Source organism: Pseudomonas sp., from assembly GCF_030683065.1.
In the GTDB taxonomy this organism is placed as follows: Bacteria; Pseudomonadota; Gammaproteobacteria; order Pseudomonadales; family Pseudomonadaceae; genus Aquipseudomonas.
The window spans coordinates 67,129-84,500 of the sequence record NZ_JAUXMX010000040.1 but is presented as its reverse complement, the minus strand read 5'-3'; the positions used below and the strand labels follow the sequence as shown (position 1 = coordinate 84,500).

Annotated in this window: 13 protein-coding genes; 5 read left to right on the top strand and 8 right to left on the bottom strand. The window is 59.9% G+C overall.

All coding sequences use genetic code 11. The annotated features are described in order from the left end of the window. Positions 1-25 precede the first annotated feature (25 nt). Genes Q8K09_RS13290 through Q8K09_RS13270 form a run of 5 tightly spaced genes read right to left on the bottom strand, consistent with a single transcriptional unit; the run spans position 26 to position 7,406 of the window. Entirely contained in the window at positions 26-1,639 is a 1,614-nt protein-coding gene (locus tag Q8K09_RS13290; RefSeq protein ID WP_305255438.1) for an ABC transporter ATP-binding protein, read from the bottom strand. A 1-nt stretch (position 1,640) separates the two neighbouring features. Further along, a complete protein-coding gene (locus tag Q8K09_RS13285; protein ID WP_305255437.1) occupies positions 1,641-2,660 on the bottom strand; it encodes an ABC transporter permease in 1,020 nt (339 codons plus the stop codon). 3 nt (positions 2,661-2,663) lie between these two features. Next, a complete protein-coding gene (locus Q8K09_RS13280; RefSeq protein ID WP_305255436.1) occupies positions 2,664-3,737 on the bottom strand; it encodes a microcin C ABC transporter permease YejB in 1,074 nt (357 codons plus the stop codon). A 1-nt stretch (position 3,738) separates the two neighbouring features. Further along, positions 3,739-5,580, bottom strand: a complete 1,842-nt coding sequence (locus Q8K09_RS13275; protein WP_305255435.1) for an extracellular solute-binding protein — start codon at positions 5,578-5,580, stop codon at positions 3,739-3,741. Continuing rightward, complete coding sequence (locus Q8K09_RS13270) at positions 5,577-7,406, bottom strand: extracellular solute-binding protein (protein WP_305255515.1); 1,830 nt, start codon at positions 7,404-7,406, stop codon at positions 5,577-5,579. The genes Q8K09_RS13275 and Q8K09_RS13270 overlap by 4 nt, the downstream gene beginning before the upstream one ends. Positions 7,407-7,552: 146 nt before the next feature. Between Q8K09_RS13270 and Q8K09_RS13265 the strand changes: the two genes are divergently transcribed. Beyond that, positions 7,553-8,998 carry an HDOD domain-containing protein gene (locus tag Q8K09_RS13265; RefSeq protein WP_305255434.1) on the top strand — a complete coding sequence of 482 codons (1,446 nt, stop codon included), beginning with the start codon at positions 7,553-7,555 and terminating at the stop codon, positions 8,996-8,998. Between the two features lie 8 nt (positions 8,999-9,006). Here Q8K09_RS13265 and Q8K09_RS13260 read toward each other — a convergent pair whose 3' ends face one another. Then, positions 9,007-10,566 (bottom strand): LysM peptidoglycan-binding domain-containing protein, encoded by a 1,560-nt coding sequence (locus Q8K09_RS13260; protein ID WP_305255433.1) that lies wholly within the window; start codon positions 10,564-10,566, stop codon positions 9,007-9,009. Positions 10,567-10,665: 99 nt separating this feature from the next. Then, positions 10,666-11,439, bottom strand: a complete 774-nt coding sequence (gloB, locus tag Q8K09_RS13255) for a hydroxyacylglutathione hydrolase (RefSeq protein ID WP_305255432.1) — start codon at positions 11,437-11,439, stop codon at positions 10,666-10,668. A 76-nt stretch (positions 11,440-11,515) separates the two neighbouring features. Between gloB and Q8K09_RS13250 the strand changes: the two genes are divergently transcribed. Genes Q8K09_RS13250 through dnaQ form a run of 3 tightly spaced genes read left to right on the top strand, consistent with a single transcriptional unit; the run spans position 11,516 to position 13,493 of the window. After that, positions 11,516-12,274 carry a methyltransferase domain-containing protein gene (locus tag Q8K09_RS13250; protein WP_305255431.1) on the top strand — a complete coding sequence of 253 codons (759 nt, stop codon included), beginning with the start codon at positions 11,516-11,518 and terminating at the stop codon, positions 12,272-12,274. Positions 12,275-12,319: 45 nt separating this feature from the next. Next, a complete protein-coding gene (gene rnhA / locus Q8K09_RS13245) occupies positions 12,320-12,772 on the top strand; it encodes a ribonuclease HI (protein WP_305255430.1) in 453 nt (150 codons plus the stop codon). Continuing rightward, positions 12,765-13,493: a DNA polymerase III subunit epsilon gene (gene dnaQ / locus Q8K09_RS13240; RefSeq protein ID WP_305255429.1), complete on the top strand. Its 729-nt coding sequence runs from the start codon at positions 12,765-12,767 to the stop codon at positions 13,491-13,493. Before rnhA ends, dnaQ begins: the two co-directional genes overlap by 8 nt. Positions 13,494-13,570: 77 nt before the next feature. On the opposite strand, the gene pfkB is transcribed toward dnaQ, so the two are convergent. After that, positions 13,571-14,524 carry a 6-phosphofructokinase II gene (gene pfkB, locus Q8K09_RS13235; protein ID WP_305255428.1) on the bottom strand — a complete coding sequence of 318 codons (954 nt, stop codon included), beginning with the start codon at positions 14,522-14,524 and terminating at the stop codon, positions 13,571-13,573. 386 nt (positions 14,525-14,910) lie between these two features. On the opposite strand from pfkB, the gene Q8K09_RS13230 reads away from it, so the two are divergent. Continuing rightward, on the top strand, positions 14,911-17,181 hold the full coding sequence (locus Q8K09_RS13230; protein ID WP_305255427.1) for an Orn/Lys/Arg decarboxylase N-terminal domain-containing protein: 2,271 nt from the start codon (positions 14,911-14,913) through the stop codon (positions 17,179-17,181). Positions 17,182-17,372: the final 191 nt, after the last annotated feature.

Genomic DNA, 17,372 nt, shown 5'->3' with positions numbered 1-17,372 from the left:
TCTTCCTCTTGCTGCTTTTAAGGATTTAGTCAGCAGTGCCTGGAGCCAGTAAAGCGGCTTCCAGCAACTGCTGGGTATAAATATGTTGTGGCGCGGCAAAAATTGCCGCTGCCGAGCCTTGTTCGACCGCTTGACCCTCCTTGACCACTATCAGTTGGTGGCTGATAGCGCGGACCACCGCCAGGTCGTGGCTGATGAACAGGTAAGTCAGGTTGTACTTGGCCTGCAACGAACGCAGTAACTCAACTACTTGACGCTGAACAGTTCGGTCGAGCGCCGAGGTCGGCTCGTCCAGCAGTATCAGCGCCGGTTTCAGCACCAGTGCACGGGCAATGGCAATGCGCTGCCGTTGCCCACCGGAAAACTCGTGGGGGTAGCGGTGCCGGGTATCCGGATCCAGGTCTACCTCCACGAGTGCGTCGATGATCGCCTGTTCCTGCTCCGCTTCCGTGCCCATTCGATGAATACGCAGGCCCTCGCCGACAATCATACCCACCGTCATCCGGGGGCTCAGGCTGCCGAAGGGGTCCTGAAACACCACCTGCATTTGTCGCCGCAGCGGACGCACTTGCTGCTGCGTCATGCCATCCAGTGCCTGGCCTTGAAAGCGAATGGCGCCCTGGCTGCCAATCAGTCGTAGGATTGCCAGGCCAAGAGTGGACTTGCCGGAACCGCTTTCGCCAACGATACCCAGGGTTTGGCCCTGGGGCAGGCTGAAATTGATCCCGTCCACCGCTTTTACATGGTCGACGGTACGGCGCAGCAGCCCTTTCTTGATCGGGAACCACACGCGCAGATCGTCAACTTCCAGCAACGGCTCGCCAGCAGGGTTGGCCACCGGCTCGCCGCTAGGCTCGGCACCGAGCAGTTCCTGGGTATAGGGATGCTGCGGCGCACGGAACAGCTGTTCACACGACGCCTGTTCGACGATCTTTCCGTGCTGCATGACACATACGCGATGGGCAATTCGTCGAACCAGGTTGAGATCGTGGCTGATCAGCAGCAGCGCCATGCCCAGGCGCGCCTGCAGATCCTTGAGTAATTCGAGGATTTTCAGCTGTACGGTGACATCCAGCGCAGTGGTCGGCTCATCGGCGATCAGCAGCTCTGGCTCGTTGGCCAGGGCCATGGCGATCATCACCCGCTGGCGTTGGCCGCCGGACAGTTCGTGGGGGTAGGCCTTGAGCCGCTTGTGCGGTTCAGGAATGCCGACCAGCCCGAGCAGCTCCAAAGTGCGCGCAGTGGCGGCTTTGCCGGACAAGCCTTTGTGCAGGGCCAGCACTTCATTGATCTGCTTTTCGATGCTGTGCAGCGGGTTCAGCGAGGTCATGGGCTCTTGAAACACCATGGCGATGCGGTTGCCGCGAATGCCGCGCAGTTTGTTCTCGCCGAGTTTGAGCAGGTCTTGGCCGGCATACTGAATGCTGCCGCTCGGGTGTTGGGCCAAAGGGTAGGGCAGCAGGCGCAGGATCGAGTGGGCGGTGACCGACTTGCCTGAGCCGCTTTCACCGACCAGGGCCAGGGTCTCGCCGCGGTGGATATCGAAGCTGACGCCTTCGACCACGCGTTGCCTGGAGTCGCCATTGACGAATTCGACGGCCAGGTCGCGTACTTCGATAAGGGTATCGGAACGGGTCATCTTATTTCCTCGGGTCGAAGGCATCGCGTGCCGCTTCGCCGATAAACACCAGCAGGCTAAGCATCAGCGCCAGCACGGTAAAGGCGCTGATCCCGAGCCAGGGTGCCTGCAGGTTGGATTTGCCCTGGGCAACCAGTTCGCCCAGCGACGGCGCGCCGGGTGGCAGGCCAAAGCCGAGAAAGTCCAGCGCGGTCAGGGTGCCGATGGCGCCGGTAAGAATGAAGGGCATGAAGGTCATGGTCGAGACCATGGCGTTGGGCAGGATGTGATTGAACATGATGGCGCCGTTCTGCATGCCCAGGGCGCGGGCGGCGCGCACGTACTCCAGGTTACGTCCACGGAGGAACTCTGCGCGCACCACATCGACCAGGCTCATCCAGGAGAACAGCAGCATGATGCCCAGCAGCCACCAGAAGTTCGGCTGCACGAAGCTGGCCAGGATGATCAGCAGATAGAGCACCGGCAAGCCCGACCAGATTTCCAGGAAGCGCTGCCCGACAAGGTCGACCCAGCCGCCATAGAAGCCCTGCAAGGCGCCGGCGAACACGCCGATGATCGAGCTGAAGATGGTCAGGATCAAGGCGAACAACACCGAAATGCGGAAGCCGTAGATCACTCGGGCCATGACATCGCGACCCTGGTCGTCGGTGCCCAGCCAGTTATCGCGCGATGGCGGTGCCGGCGCCGGTACTTGCAGGTCGTAATTGATGCTGGAGTAACTGAACGGAATCAGCGGCCAGAGCATCCAGCCGTCCTTTTGTTCGATCAACTCCTGAATGTAGGGGCTCTTGTAGTTGGCCTGCAGGGGGAACTCGCCGCCGAAGACGGTTTCCGGGTAGCGTTTGAGCACCGGGAAATACCATTCGCCGTCGTAGCGCACGGCCAGCGGTTTATCGTTGGCGATCAGTTCGGCACCCAGGCTCAAGCCGAACAGGGCGAGGAAGATCCACAGTGACCACCAGCCACGCTTGTGCGCCTTGAAGTGTTGTAAGCGGCGCTGGTTGAGGGGCGAGAGCGTCATATCTCAACCCTCCCGGCTTTCAAAGTCGATTCGCGGATCGACCAGGGTATAGGTGATGTCACCGATCAGTTTCACGGCCAATCCCAACAAGGTGAAGACGAACAGGGTGCCGAACACTACTGGGTAGTCGCGGTTGATGGCCGCCTCGAAACTCATCAGACCAAGGCCGTCGAGGGAAAAAATCACCTCGATCAGCAGTGAGCCGGTGAAGAAAATGCCGATAAAGGCTGAGGGGAAGCCGGCGATGATGATCAGCATGGCGTTGCGGAACACATGGCCATAGAGCACGCGATTACTGCTCAGGCCTTTGGCCCTGGCGGTGGTCACATACTGTTTGTTGATCTCGTCGAGGAAGCTGTTCTTGGTCAGCAGGGTCAGGGTCGCGAAGTTGCCGATGACCAGCGCGGTTACGGGCAAGGCCAGGTGCCAGAAATAGTCGAGAATCTTGCCGCCGAGACTGAGTTCGTCAAAATTGTTCGACGTCAGCCCGCGAAGCGGAAACCAGTCGAGGTAGCTGCCGCCGGCGAACACCACGATCAACAGAATGGCAAACAGGAAGGCCGGAATCGCATAGCCGACGATGATTGCCGAACTGGTCCACACGTCGAAGGCACTGCCGTGGCGCGTGGCCTTGGCAATGCCCAGTGGAATGGAGACCAGGTACATGATCAGGGTGCTCCACAGCCCCAGTGAGATCGACACGGGCATCTTCTCGATGATCAGGTCGACTACCTTGGCATCGCGGAAAAAGCTCTCGCCAAAATCAAACCGGACATAGTTTTTCAGCATGATCCAGAAGCGTTCGGGTGCCGGTTTGTCGAAGCCGTACAGGCGTTCTATTTCGGCGATCAGTTCTGGGTCGAGGCCTTGGGCGCCGCGGTAATTGGAACCTGCGACTGCCACTTCGGCACCGCCGCCAGCGATGCGGCTGGTAGCGCCCTCGAAACCTTCCAGTTTGGCGATCATCTGTTCCACGGGGCCGCCCGGGGCGGCCTGGATGATCACGAAGTTGATCAGCAGAATGCCGAACAGCGTGGGAATGATCAGCAACAAGCGACGAAAGATATACGCCAGCATCTTATTGCTCCGTGCTCGCCGCTGCGGCGTTGTCCGTGGCGGCAGGTTCCTGTTGCGGGCGAGCCCACCAGGTGTTCAGGCCGATGTCGTATTGCGGGGTGACTTTCGGATGCTCGAAGCGGTTCCAGTAGGCCACGCGCCAGGTCTTGATGTGCCAGTTGGGGATCACGTAATGGCCCCAGAGCAACACGCGGTCCAGGGCCCGGGTGTGGGCGACCAGGCTCTGCCGCGAGTTGGCGTTGATCAGGCCTTCGACCAGCTGGTCGATGGCCGGGTCTTTCAGGCCGATGAAGTTGCGACTGCCGGGGTTGTCGGCGCTGCTCGAGTGCCAGTATTCGCGCTGCTCGTTGCCCGGCGAGTTGGACTGGCCAAAGCCCCCCACGATCAGGTCGAAATCCCGCGAGCGCAGGCGGTTGATGTACTGCGAGACGTCGACTCGGCGGATCACCAGTTCCATGCCCAGATCAGCCATGTTGCGCTTGAGTGGCAGCAGTACGCGTTCGAATTCGGTTTGCGCGAGGAGGAACTCGAAGCTCACCGGCTCGCCTTCGGCGTTGAGCATCTGGTCGCCTTCAATACGCCAGCCGGCTTCTTGCAGCAGTTGGTAGGCGCGCCTCTGTTGTTCGCGGATGATGCCGCTGCCATCGGTCACGGGAACGTTGAATTCTTCACTGAACACTTGCGTTGGGATCATGCTGCGCAGTGGCTCGAGGAGTTTCAGCTCATCGGTTTCAGGCAGGCCAGTGGAGGCCAGCTCGGAGTTGTCGAAATAACTGCGGGTGCGGGTATAGGCACCATTGAACAATTGGCGGTTGGTCCATTCGAAATCGAACAGCAAACCCAGCGCCTCGCGCACCCGTTGGTCCTGGAACAGTGGTCGGCGGGTATTGAAGATGAAGCCCTGCATGCCGGTAGGGTTATGGTTGTCGATCTCTTCTTTGATCAATTGGCCATTGGCCACGGCGGGGTTGTTGTAGGCGGTTGCCCAGTTTTTCGCGCTGGTTTCCAGCCAATAGTCGAATTGCCCCGCTTTCAGGGCTTCGAGGGCCACTGTGTTGTCGCGGTAGTAATCAATTCGCATGGTGTCGAAGTTATAGAAGCCGCGGTTAACTGGCAGATCTTTACCCCACCAATCCTTGACCCGTTGATAACGAATCGAGCGTCCGGCTTTGACCTCGGTAACTTTGTAGGGGCCGCTGCCCAATGGGATTTCCAAATTGCTTTTACTGAAGTCGCGTTCGGCCCACCAGTGCTTGGGCAGCACCGGCAGTTGCCCGAGAATCAGTGGCAGCTCGCGGTTGCCCGCGTGTTTGAAGATGAAGCGTACTTTTAACGGGCCTTCGACGTCGACGCGCTCGACATCGGCATAGTAGCCGCGGTAGGTGGGCGCGCCATGGGTCATCAGGGTTTCAAAGGTGAACTTGACGTCCTCGGCGGTCACCGCTTGGCCGTCGTTGAAGCGGGCCTCGGGGCGCAGGTAGAAGCGCACCCAGGAGTTGTCCGCTGCCTTCTCGATTTTTTCTGCAAGCAACCCGTATTCAGTGAAGGGTTCGTCCAGGCCATGGCGCGTCAGGGTGTCGTAAATCATGCCGATATCATCGGCAGCTACACCCTTGTTGATAAACGGATTGAGGCTATCAAAGCCGCCAAAGCCGGCCTGGCGAAAGGTGCCGCCTTTGGGCGCATCGGGATTTACATAATCGAAATGCGGGTAGTTGGCCGGGTATTTCGGCGGTTCGTCATACAGGGTCAGGGCGTGCTGGCCTGCGGCCTGGGTAACGCTGGCCAGGGTGAGCAGCGCGATGGTACTGGCATGCAACAGAAATGAGCGCAGAGGCGTCATCGGGCATTCTCCGTGGGTTTCAGCCACCAGGTGCGCAGGCCTAGGGTGTAGGGCGGCGTGGTGACGAAGGCGAACCGGTTGCGGTAAGCCAGGCGGTGATAGTTGATGTACCAATTGGGGATGGTGTAGTGCTGCCATAGCAGCACCCGGTCGAGTGCGCGAGTAGCGGCGATCTGTTCATCACGGGTTTGTGCCGACAACAGCTTGTCGAGCAAGGCGTCGACTACTGGATGATTCACGCCGGCGTAATTCTTGCTGCCTTTGACTTTTGCCTGGCTGGAATGGAAGTACAGCGATTGTTCCAGTCCCGGGCTTAAAGTCTGTGGCAGGGTCAGCAGAATCATGTCGAAATCGAATTGATCCAGGCGTTGTTTGTACTGCGCGCGGTCGACGGTGCGCAGATTGGCGCGGATGCCGATGCTGGCAAGGTTCTCGGTCAATGGCTGGAGAATTCGCTCAAGGTTTGGGTTGACCAGCAAGATTTCGAACTGCAGCCGCTGACCTTTGGCGTTCAGCAAGTACTGACCGGACGGCTTCCAGCCAGCCTCGGCCAATAGACCAAGCGCGCGGCGCAAGGTTTCCCGGGGAATGCCGCGGCCATCGGTTTGCGGCATGGTAAAAGGTTCGCTGAGCACGCGTTTTGGCAGTTGCTTGCGATAGGGCGAAAGCAGCAGCCATTCGGCGCCTTCGGGCTTGCCGGTGGCGGAAAACTCGCTGTTTGGGTAGAAGCTCTTGGCCCGCACATAAGAGCCATTGAACAGTGCGCGGTTGGTCCACTCAAAGTCGAACATCAACCCCAGCGCTTCACGTACCTTGCGGTCGGCGAATGCTGCACGCCTGCTGTTCATGAATAACGCCTGGGTTTGGGTGGGGATCTGGTGCGGGATCTCGGCACGAATCACCTCGCCGCGTGCCACTGCCGGGAAGCGATAGCCATTGGCCCAGTTCTTCGCTTGTTGCTCGACATAGAAGTCGAATTCGCCGGCCTTGAAGGCTTCGAAGGCAACATGGCTATCGCGGTAGAACTCCACCTCGACCCGGTCGAAGTTGTATTTGCCGCGATTGACCGGCAGTTTCTCGCCCCACCATTTCTTCACGCGTGCGAAGGTCAGGCTGCGTCCGGGGTTGACCTGGGTAATACGGTAAGGGCCACTGCCCAGTGGCGGCTCGAAGGTGGTGGCTTTGAAGTCGCGGTCTTTCCAGTAATGCTGCGGCAGTACCGGCAATTCACCCAGGCGCAAGATCAGCAGCGGGTTGCCCGAGCGCTTGAACACGAAGCGAATGCGGTGGCGATTGAGGATGTCGACCCGTTTGACTTCTTGCAGGTTGGTGCGGTATTGCGGGTGCCCCTCTTTCAGCAGCAGGCGATAGGAAAACGCCACGTCATAGGCGGTGATCGGCTTGCCATCATGGAAGTGCGCTTCGGGTCGCAGGTTGAACACCACCCAGCTGCGATCCTCGCTGTACTCGACCGATTTGGCGATAAGGCCGTAGCTGGAGGTAGGCTCGTCGCCAGAGGGATCGTAATAGCCGGTGCCGACCATCAGCGGTTCATTAAGGCCGGTGACGCCGTACTGGAGAAAATTGGCGGTGGAAATCGGGCTGGTGCCCTTGAGCGTGTAGGCATTCAAGGTATCGAATGTACCCGTGCCCATGAATCGCAGGGTTCCACCTTTTGGTGCGTCGGGATTGACCCAGTCGAAATGGCTAAAGCTGGCCGGGTATTTGAGCGCGCCAAATTGCGCATAGCCGTGACTTTCGCTGATGGTTGCCCATGCGGGGAAGCCGATGACCAAGCTGAGGATTAGCGAGAGGAGGGGACGTATCAAGTGAAAGATCCGAACCGGAGCGGCTTTTGAGCTTCTTGTCCGGTACAGTAACAGCTTGTATCCGTAGGAAAAAGGCCAAGTCTATTGGCTGAGCATGCGGGCAATATTACTCTCTTTCGATTAATCGCAACGAGGCCTTGAAGTTGGATACACGTAGTCATGGTCTGCAGTCATGGATTGATCGTCTGAATCAGGCCGAATTACCGGCGCTGGCCGCGGTGGTGCAGGATTTACAGCGCTTGGCGCAACAAGATCACTCGTCTGTGCAGCAGTTGGCGGATGTCGTACTGCGCGATGCTTCGCTGACGTCCAAGGTGCTGCGTGTCGGTAACAGCGCCTATTACAATCCCTCCCAGGAAACCATCAAGACCATTTCGCGGGCCATCGTACTGATCGGCTTCGACAATGTACGCCTGATCAGTCTTTCCGTGAGCCTTATCGATGGCCTGCTCACCCGTGCGCCGCGTGAGCAGCTGCAGGAATTGCTTGCGCGTTCGTTTCACGCGGAGGTGCAGGCGCGCAATATCGCCGGTTATGTACTGACAAGGCACGAGGAGGAGGTCTTTATCGCGGCCTTACTGCATGACCTGGGTGAGCTGGCTTTCTGGGGTTGTGGGGGTGAGCAGGCGGACGAATTAGCCAGTGCCTTGGCCCAACCGGGTGTCGATGTCGAGGAAGCCGTGCGTGAGGTGCTTGGCACCAGCTTTCGTCAATTGACCCAGGGTTTGGTGAAAGGCTGGAACATCGGTGAGATCGCCAGCTTGGCGCATAACAGTGCCAACCATAATGACCCGGCGATGCATGCGGTTAGTCTGGGTGCCCGGATCAGCGAGGCAGCGCTCGACGGCTGGGACTCGCCGGCGATGGATGCCGTGGTTGGCGAGATGGCGAGGTTCATCGGGGTCAGCCCGCAAGAGGCCATGCAGCAGGTGTTGGCCAGTGCCGATGAGGCGGTCAAGGTCGCTGCAACCTTTGGTGCCAGTCAGCTCTGTCGTCTGATCCCCAATACCGATCCGGAGCAGATCCGCGTGCAGCAGGAGCAGCGCAAGGCGCGCCTTCTGCAACCTAATCTGCAGCTCCTGCAGCAAGCCTTGCAGGATTTGGGGTTGATGGCTTCTCGGCGCAGCGATGTCGGCTTGATTCTCGATACCCTGGTCAACGGCCTGCATCAGGGCGCGGGCCTGGAGCGCGTAATGCTGGTGGTACTGGCCGACGGGCAACGTTGTTTCAGGGCCAAGCGAGTGGCGGGCGAGGGTACTGATGGCTGGATGAGCGATTTCATATTGCCGGTCGAGCCGAGCGAGCAGCCGCATATATTCAGCTATGTGCTGCGCAATAAAGAAGCCTTGTGGATGGGCGTGCCTGCGAGCTACAGCCTCAACGAGTTGGTGACCCAGCCGATACGTCAGCGGTTGGGTCAGGGTATGTTCTTTATTGCCCCGCTATTGGCCGGCAATCGTGAGATTGGTGTGATCTATGCGGACAATCGGGTCTCCGGGCGCGCCTTGAAGCATGAGCAGTTTGTCGCCTTTCAGCGCTTTACCCAGCTTGCCCGGCGTTGCCTTGAGGCGCTGAGCGCTCGGGCCTGAGCGTTCTATCAGCGCGGTAGACGCAGGGTCAGGGTCTGCCCAGGTTTGATGGCACTGCCTGCGCGCGGATTCCAACGTTGCAGGTGCTGCATATCGACCTTGAAGCGCTTGGCGATAGCGTACAGCGAATCACCTTTGCGCACCTTGTAGTAGGTAGTCGCGTCACGTGCGCTCGCGCGGGGTGCAGCTGGCGCCTGGCCGCCGTGCAGCGCCAGGGTCTGGCCAGGGCGCAGGTTGTGGCTTTTAAGGCTGTTCCAGCGTTGCAGGTCGTTGCTTGATACCTGGTGATCCTTGGCGATTTGCCAGAGGCTGTCGCCGTTTTTGACCCGATAACTGCGTGATTGCGCGACAGCACGAGCCGCTGGCTGGAACAGTGGCTCTTTCGGCGTGATGCCCGGTTGTGCGGGTATGCTCAGCACCTGGCCGATACGCAAATGGTTGCTGGAGAGCTTATTGATGTCTTTGAGGGTGCTGACCGTCAGGTGATGGCGGTTGGCGATGCTGTTGAGGCTGTCACCTGAACGAACGCTGTACTGCTGCCAGTCCACCAGCTTCTGGGGCTTCATCAGTGCCAGATTGGCTGCCAGCAGTTCCGCGTTGGCGGTTGGCACCAGCAAATGCTGAGGGCCGTCCACGGTGATGCGTTTTTTGAAGGCAGGGTTGAGCTGATACAGCTCATCTTCGTCGAGGTCAGCCATGGCGGCGACCCTGGACAGGTCCATGCGTTGCTTGAGCACGACCGTCTCGAAGTAAGGCTCGTTGGCGATAGGCTCAAGGTCGACGCCGTAGGCCGTTGGGGACATCACCACCTGAGACAGGGCGAGCAGCTTGGGTACGTAATTCTGTGTCTCTTTGGGCAGGGTCAGGTTCCAGTAGTCGGTTGGTAGACCGAGTTTCTGGTTGCGCTCGATGGCTCTGCTGACGCGGCCTTCGCCAGCATTGTAGGCAGCGAGGGCGAGCAGCCAATCGCCGTTGAACATTTCATGCAGGCGTGACAGGTAATTCATCGCCGCGTTGGTCGAGGCCATGACATCACGCCGGCCGTCGTACCAACTGGTTTGGCGCAGGTTGAAATGACGACCGGTGGAGGGAATGAATTGCCAAAGGCCAACTGCATTGGCGTGGGAGTAGGCGAAGGGGTTGTAGGAGCTTTCGATCATCGGTAGCAACGCCAGCTCCATTGGCATGTTGCGTTCGGCTAGACGTTCGACGATGTAGTGGATATACGGACCACTGCGTGCGCCGGATTTTTCGATAAAAGAGGGGTTGCTGACGAACCACAGGCGCTGCTGCTCGATGCGCGGGTTCATGCCGATCTGATCCTGCATCTGGTAGCCGTCACGGACTCGCTGCCAGATATCCTCTGGCTCTGCCGGGACAACGCTGTCAGTCAGCCATATGGGTTCTTGCTCCAGGCCCACTGTCAGATCAGTGTTGTTGCCACTGCTCTCGGGGTTTTTGCCTGTGGACTGGCAGCCAGCCAGGGTTACCCAGAACACCACCACCAGCGCCTGTGCGCCTCGTGCCAATGCCTTTAAATTCAAGGTCTTGCGTGGTGATAAAGGCATTGGTTGGCTGGGTTTTCCCGGAGTAAAAGTGAGGCGATTCTAGGAACCGAAGCCGGGCTGGTCAAGTTTCAACCACTTTTTTGCGGGTTTATCGACTTTTCAGAACGTATCTTTCCATGCTCGCAGCCGCGCAAACACCTCGCTGGGCGCGCGTTTCTGCGGGCCGTCATGCTCGTCAATTTTCGCCTTGACCGCGTCTCCATCCGTGCGCAAAAAAGGGTTGGTCGCACGTTCCAGGGCCAGATTGGAGGGTAGGCTGATCTGGCCTTCGGCGCGCCAGGCGCTGACTTCCTTGAGGCGTTCGGCGATCTGCGGGTTGTCTGGCTCGACCGCCAGGGCAAAGCGCAGGTTGCTCAGGGTGTATTCATGGGTGCAGTACACCAGGGTTTGCCCGGGCAGTGCAGCCAGGCGACTCAGTGAATCGTGCATTTGTGCGGGGCTGCCTTCAAACAGGCGACCGCAGCCGGCGGCGAACAGGGTGTCGCCACAAAATAGCCAGTGCTCATCTGCCTGGTAATAGGCGATATGCCCCAGGGTATGGCCGGGTACGTCCATCACCCGAAAGCGCTGACCGAGCACCTCGATCTCGTCGCTCTCGCCCAGGGCCAGGTCACGCCCAGGAATATTTTCCTGCGCCGGGCCGAGTACCCGTGCTCCGGTGGCAGCCTTCAGCGGCTGGATGCCGCCGACATGGTCGGGGTGATGGTGAGTGATCAGAATATCGCTCAAGATCCAGTCGGGATGGCTGTTCAGCCAGGCCAGTACCGGCGCCGCATCGCCGGGGTCGACCACTGCACAGCGACGCTGTTCGAGGTCTTGCAGCAGCCAGATATAGTTGTCCGAGAAGGCAGGCAGGGCATCAATCTTTATCATCAGGCAGGTCGCTAAGCAGGTCATAAAGGTGCATCTTAGAACTCATTGGCGGTGCTGACTACGCAGGTAAATTTTTATGTCCGATCATCCTTTCGCTCAGGCCGATGCCGACTGGCTCAAGCTTATCGGTACTGCGCGCGATTGGTTCAATGGGCCTTATGGCCAGTTGCTGCTTGAGGGCGAGCAACGTTTGCTGGAGCAAGAACTGGCGCGCTTCTTTGGCGGTTACATGGTTCATTACGGCCCTTCTGCACAAGCCTCGCCAAATGCTGCGCAGATCCAGCGCAATGTGCGGGTCGGCGCACCCTTCAGTGGGGTGGAGATTGTCTGTGAAGAGCAGGCATGGCCGCTCACCGAATATGCCGCCGATGTCGTGCTGCTGCAGCATGGCCTGGACTTCAGTTTGTCGCCCCATGGCCTGTTGCGCGAGGCGGCCCATAGTGTGCGTCCGGGTGGGCACTTGCTGGTGGTCGGGATTAACCCGATGAGTGCCTGGGGGGTGCGTCACCTGTTCGCCCGGGATGCCTTGCGCCAGGCTCGTTGCATTGCACCTAATCGGGTCAGTGACTGGCTGCACCTGTTGGGCTTCGCGCTGGAGAAACGTCGCTTCGGATGCTATCGTCCGCCGCTTGCTTCCACTGCCTGGCAGGCTCGTCTGGCGCCGCTGGAAGCGTGGGGTGGTGCCTGGCAATCGCCAGGCGGCGGCTTCTACATATTAGTGGCACGTAAGCTGGTCGTTGGCTTGCGCCCGTCACGGCAGACGCAGCGAGCGCCGATGGGCAAGCTGGTGCCCATGCCGGTGGCCAAAGTCAGTCGCCGCGATCCGAAGCCCTAAGCTATATGGCTTGCCGCGCGGAATTTATTGAGAGATTGGCTCTGCATGAATGAACACGTTGAGATTTACACCGATGGTGCCTGCAAGGGTAATCCTGGCGTCGGTGGCTGGGGCGCGTTGATGATTTTCAAAGGCGTGGAAAAAGAGCTCTGGGGCGGAGAAGCCGAGACCACCAATAATCGTATGGAGCTGACTGCAGCGATTCGCGCCCTGGCCGAGTTGAAGCGTGCCTGCGACGTGCGCCTGGTGACCGATTCGCAATATGTCATGCAAGGTATCCAGGACTGGATGCCAAACTGGAAAAAACGCGGCTGGAAAACCGCAGCCAAACAGCCGGTGAAAAACGCCGATCTGTGGCGCGAACTGGACGAGCAGGTCAATCGGCACACCGTGACCTGGCAGTGGGTGCGCGGCCATACCGGTCACCCGGGTAATGAACGTGCCGACCAGTTGGCCAACCGTGGCGTCGATGAAGTGAGAGGGCTGCAACGTGCGTAGCATCGTGTTGGATACTGAAACTACCGGGATGCCGGTCACTGATGGCCACCGCATTATCGAAATCGGCTGTGTCGAGTTGATGGGGCGGCGCCTGACCGGGCGGCATTTCCATGCCTACCTGCAGCCCGATCGCGAGATCGACGAGGGCGCCATTGCGGTGCACGGCATTACCAATGATTTCGTTCAGGACAAGCCGCGCTTCAAGGAAGTCGCCGACGAGTTCTTCGAGTTCATCAAGGGTGCGCAGCTGATCATCCACAACGCGGCGTTCGATGTTGGCTTCATCAACAACGAATTTGCCCTGATCAAGCAGCAGGATCGCGCCGACATCAGCGAGCATTGCTCGATCCTCGATACCCTGCTGATGGCCCGCGAACGTCATCCAGGGCAGCGCAACAGCCTCGATGCGCTGTGCAAGCGTTATGGCGTCGACAACTCCGGGCGCGACCTGCACGGCGCCTTGCTCGACGCCGAGATCCTTGCCGATGTCTACCTGACCATGACCGGTGGGCAGACTAATCTGTCCCTGGCTGGTGATGGCTCCGAGGGCGACAGCAATGGCCGTCAGCAACCCAGTGCGATTCGTCGTTTATCCGCCGAGCGTCAGCCTACAGTGGTAGTTCGCGCCAACCAGGCCGAGCTAGAGGCGCACGCGGTGCGGCTGGCAGCGATCGAGAAAGCGGCCGGCGGCCCGGCGTTGTGGGCGACGCTGGAGTCGTAGCACGCAGCGCCGTGGTGCTTGTTCAGTGGCGTGTTCCGATAGCGCCAGCAAGGTGCGCGGCGCGCCACGCAGCGCCACTAATCGAGCACGCCAGAGGCGGTATGCGCCTGCAGCCAGGCAAATAGCCGATCAGTGTCCGCACGGCGGCACAGTTGGCTGCCTGGCATCATGATCGCAGCGCTGCCGGCAGCGACGCCGTAGCGTGCCGCCTCACTCAGCGTCGCGCCTTGGGCCAGCTTGAGGGTGACGGCGCCAACCAGACTGTCTCCGGCACCCACCGTACTGAGTTTGTTCACCGTCGGTGCGCTGATCCGCTCGCTCAGCTCGCGGGTCGCCAGCAGCGCGCCCTGGGGACCCAGGGAAACCAGCACAGCGGTACATTTGCCGGCATCGACCAGGCTGCGGGCTACCTTGAACAGCTGATCCGGCTCGTCGCTGTCCTCCCCGGCCAGGGCGCGCAGTTCATTGAGATTAGGCTTGATCAGGAACAGTCCGCCTATAGCCAGTGCCTGGCGCAACACCTCGCCCGTGCTGTCGAGGATGCAGCGCGCGCCACGCTGCGCGGCAATCTGCAGCAGCCGCGCGATGAAGTCATCGGCGAGCCCGGCGGGCAGGCTGCCGCTGATCACCAGATAGTCCATCTCGGGCAAGTCGGCCAGTGCCGTCAGCATCTGGGTCTGCTCGGCTTCGCTCAGGCGTGCACCGGGTAGCACGAAGCGATATTGCTGTGCGTTGGCCTGCTCCGTTACGTTGAAGCATTCGCGGGTCCAGGCGCTGATAGGCAAAGCCTGGCAGGCCACGCCTTCGGCAGCCAGTAGCTCGGTCAGGTGCTGGCCGGTCGGGCCGCCGGCCGGGAACAGCGCCAGGGCGCTGCCGCCAAGTTGCTGAATGGCCCGGGCGACGTTGATGCCGCCACCTCCCGGCGCATAACGCGGTTCGCTGCAGCGCAGCTTGGCGTCAGGACAAAGGCGCGCAATGCGGGTGGCGCTGTCGAGCGCTGGGCTAAGGGTCAGGGTTACGATACTGGTCATGCAAGACTCCCCCGGGCGGCTACGTGCCCGCATTGGCCGTGAGGGTAAAGATAGCGTCCCGGAGAGGGCTATGAAGAAATCCTGCGCTGCGATTGCCCTGTGACTGTCGAAGTCGAGCACCTCGCAATGCGAAGAAGAGGCTTGCAACCCCGCAATGATTCAAAAATGCGACAAAGCTGTAGCGAGGCTAGCGGCCCGGTTTCCTAAAAGGTCACTGCATGGTGTTTACTGAGGATGTGTGAAAAAACTGTCGCCTAGTGCGGCCACCATGCATCCGCTGCGGCGTTGCGTTTCGTGCGCCTGGAGACAGCCTTGCTACCGTGCTCACTATTTTCACAAGCTCTGAGTGCCGTTGCCCAATCGTTCAGTGGATGCCAGATTGCCCCATGTATAAAGACCTCAAGTTCCCCGTACTGATCGTGCACCGCGACATCAAGGCCGACACCGTGGCCGGTGATCGGGTGCGTGCCATCGCCGCTGAACTCGAGCAGGACGGCTTCAGCATTCTTTCCACCGCCACTTCGGCGGAGGCGCGGATCGTCGCCTCGACCCATCACGGCCTTGCCTGCATTCTGGTGACTGCCGAGGGCGCGGGGGAGAACAAGCACCTGCTGCAGGACATGGTCGAGTTGATCCGCATCGCCCGGCGGCGGGCCCCGCAGCTGCCGATCTTCGCCCTTGGCGAGCAGGTGACCATTGAGAATGCGCCGGCCGAAGCCATGGCCGATCTCAATCAGCTGCGCGGTATTCTCTATCTGTTCGAGGATACGGTGCCGTTCCTTGCCCGTCAGGTCGCCCGCGCCGCGCGCAACTACCTGGACTGCCTGCTGCCGCCGTTTTTCAAGGCGTTGGTGCAGCACACCGCGCAATCCAACTACTCCTGGCACACGCCTGGCCATGGCGGCGGGGTGGCGTATCGCAAGAGTCCGGTCGGTCAGGCGTTCCACCAGTTCTTTGGCGAGAACACCCTGCGTTCCGACCTCTCGGTGTCGGTGCCGGAACTGGGCTCGCTGCTCGATCATACCGGCCCTCTGGCCGAGGCCGAGGCTCGCGCAGCGCGCAATTTCGGTGCGGACCACACCTATTTCGTGATTAACGGCACCTCGACCGCCAACAAGATTGTCTGGCACGGCATGGTTGGCCGTGACGATCTGGTGCTGGTCGACCGCAACTGCCACAAGTCGATCCTGCATTCGATCATCATGACCGGCGCGATTCCGCTGTACCTGTGCCCGGAGCGTAACGAGCTGGGTATCATCGGACCGATTCCGCTGAGCGAGTTCAGTCGCGAGTCGATCCAGGCGAAAATCGACGCCAGTCCGCTGGCTCGCGGTCGCGTGCCCAGTAGCAGCGGGGCCATGGTCAAGCTGGTGGTGGTGACCAACTCGACCTATGACGGCTTGTGCTACAACGCGGAGCTGATCAAACAGACCCTGGGTAATAGCGTCGAGGTGCTGCATTTCGATGAGGCCTGGTACGCCTATGCGGCGTTCCACGAGTTTTATGCCGGGCGCTATGGCATGGGCACCACCCGTACGGCGAATACTCCGCTGGTGTTCAGTACCCACTCCACACACAAGCTGCTGGCGGCATTCAGCCAGGCCTCGATGATCCATGTGCAGGATGGCGGTGCTCGCCAGCTGGATCGCGACCGCTTCAACGAAGCCTTCATGATGCATATCTCGACCTCGCCGCAGTACGGCATCATCGCCTCGCTGGATGTGGCCTCGGCGATGATGGAAGGCCCGGCCGGGCGTTCGCTGATTCAGGAAACCTTCGATGAAGCGCTGAGCTTTCGCCGCGCGCTGGCCAATCTGCGGCAGAACCTCAGCATCGACGATTGGTGGTTCAGCATCTGGCAGCCGCCCCAGGCCGAGGGTGTCGACGAGGTGGCAACCGAGAGCTGGTTGTTGCAACCGCAAGCCGAATGGCATGGTTTCGGCGAGGTGGCCGATGATTACGTGCTGCTCGACCCGATCAAGGTCACTCTGGTGACACCTGGCCTTACGGCGGGCGGCACACTCGACCAGTGCGGGATTCCGGCAGCGGTGGTCAGCAAGTTCCTTTGGGAGCGAGGTCTGGTGGTCGAGAAAACCGGTCTTTATTCCTTTCTGGTGCTGTTTTCCATGGGTATCACCAAGGGCAAGTGGAGCACGTTGCTCACCGAGCTGTTGGAGTTCAAGCGCAGTTACGACGTCAACCTGCCGTTGACGGTCGCCTTGCCATCGATTGCCAAGGCGGGTGGGGCGCATTACCACGGTATGGGCCTGCGCGACTTATGTGATGCACTGCACCGTTGTTACGGTGAAAACGCTACTCCCAAGGCGATGAAGCGCATGTATACAGTGTTGCCGGAAATCGCCCTGAAACCTGCCGATGCCTATAACCACTTGGTGCGCGGCGAAGTCGAAGCCGTGCCGATCGAACAGCTCGACGGGCGAATCGCCGCAGTTATGCTGGTGCCCTATCCACCGGGTATTCCGCTGATCATGCCAGGCGAGCGGTTTACCCCGGCGACCCGTTCGATCATCGACTACCTGGCGTTCGCCCGTACCTTCGACCGCAGCTTTCCCGGCTTCGACGCCGACGTACATGGCTTGCAGCGTAACGAAGGCCCAGACGGCAACGCCTATACGGTGGACTGCATCAAGCGCTGAAGCGCGGCGCGTTAACCACTAGATTTCCCGGAGTATCTCTACCAGATCAAGTGGTTACCGCCAACAGTCAGCACGCCGCTCAAGTCTAATGGCGTGTTCTGCGTCACAGAGGCCGGCATCGACATTTATGCCGTGCTTGTTATAGTTGCGCGGTTGTAACCACAAGAATGTTTCTGCGCGCATGCGCCGTT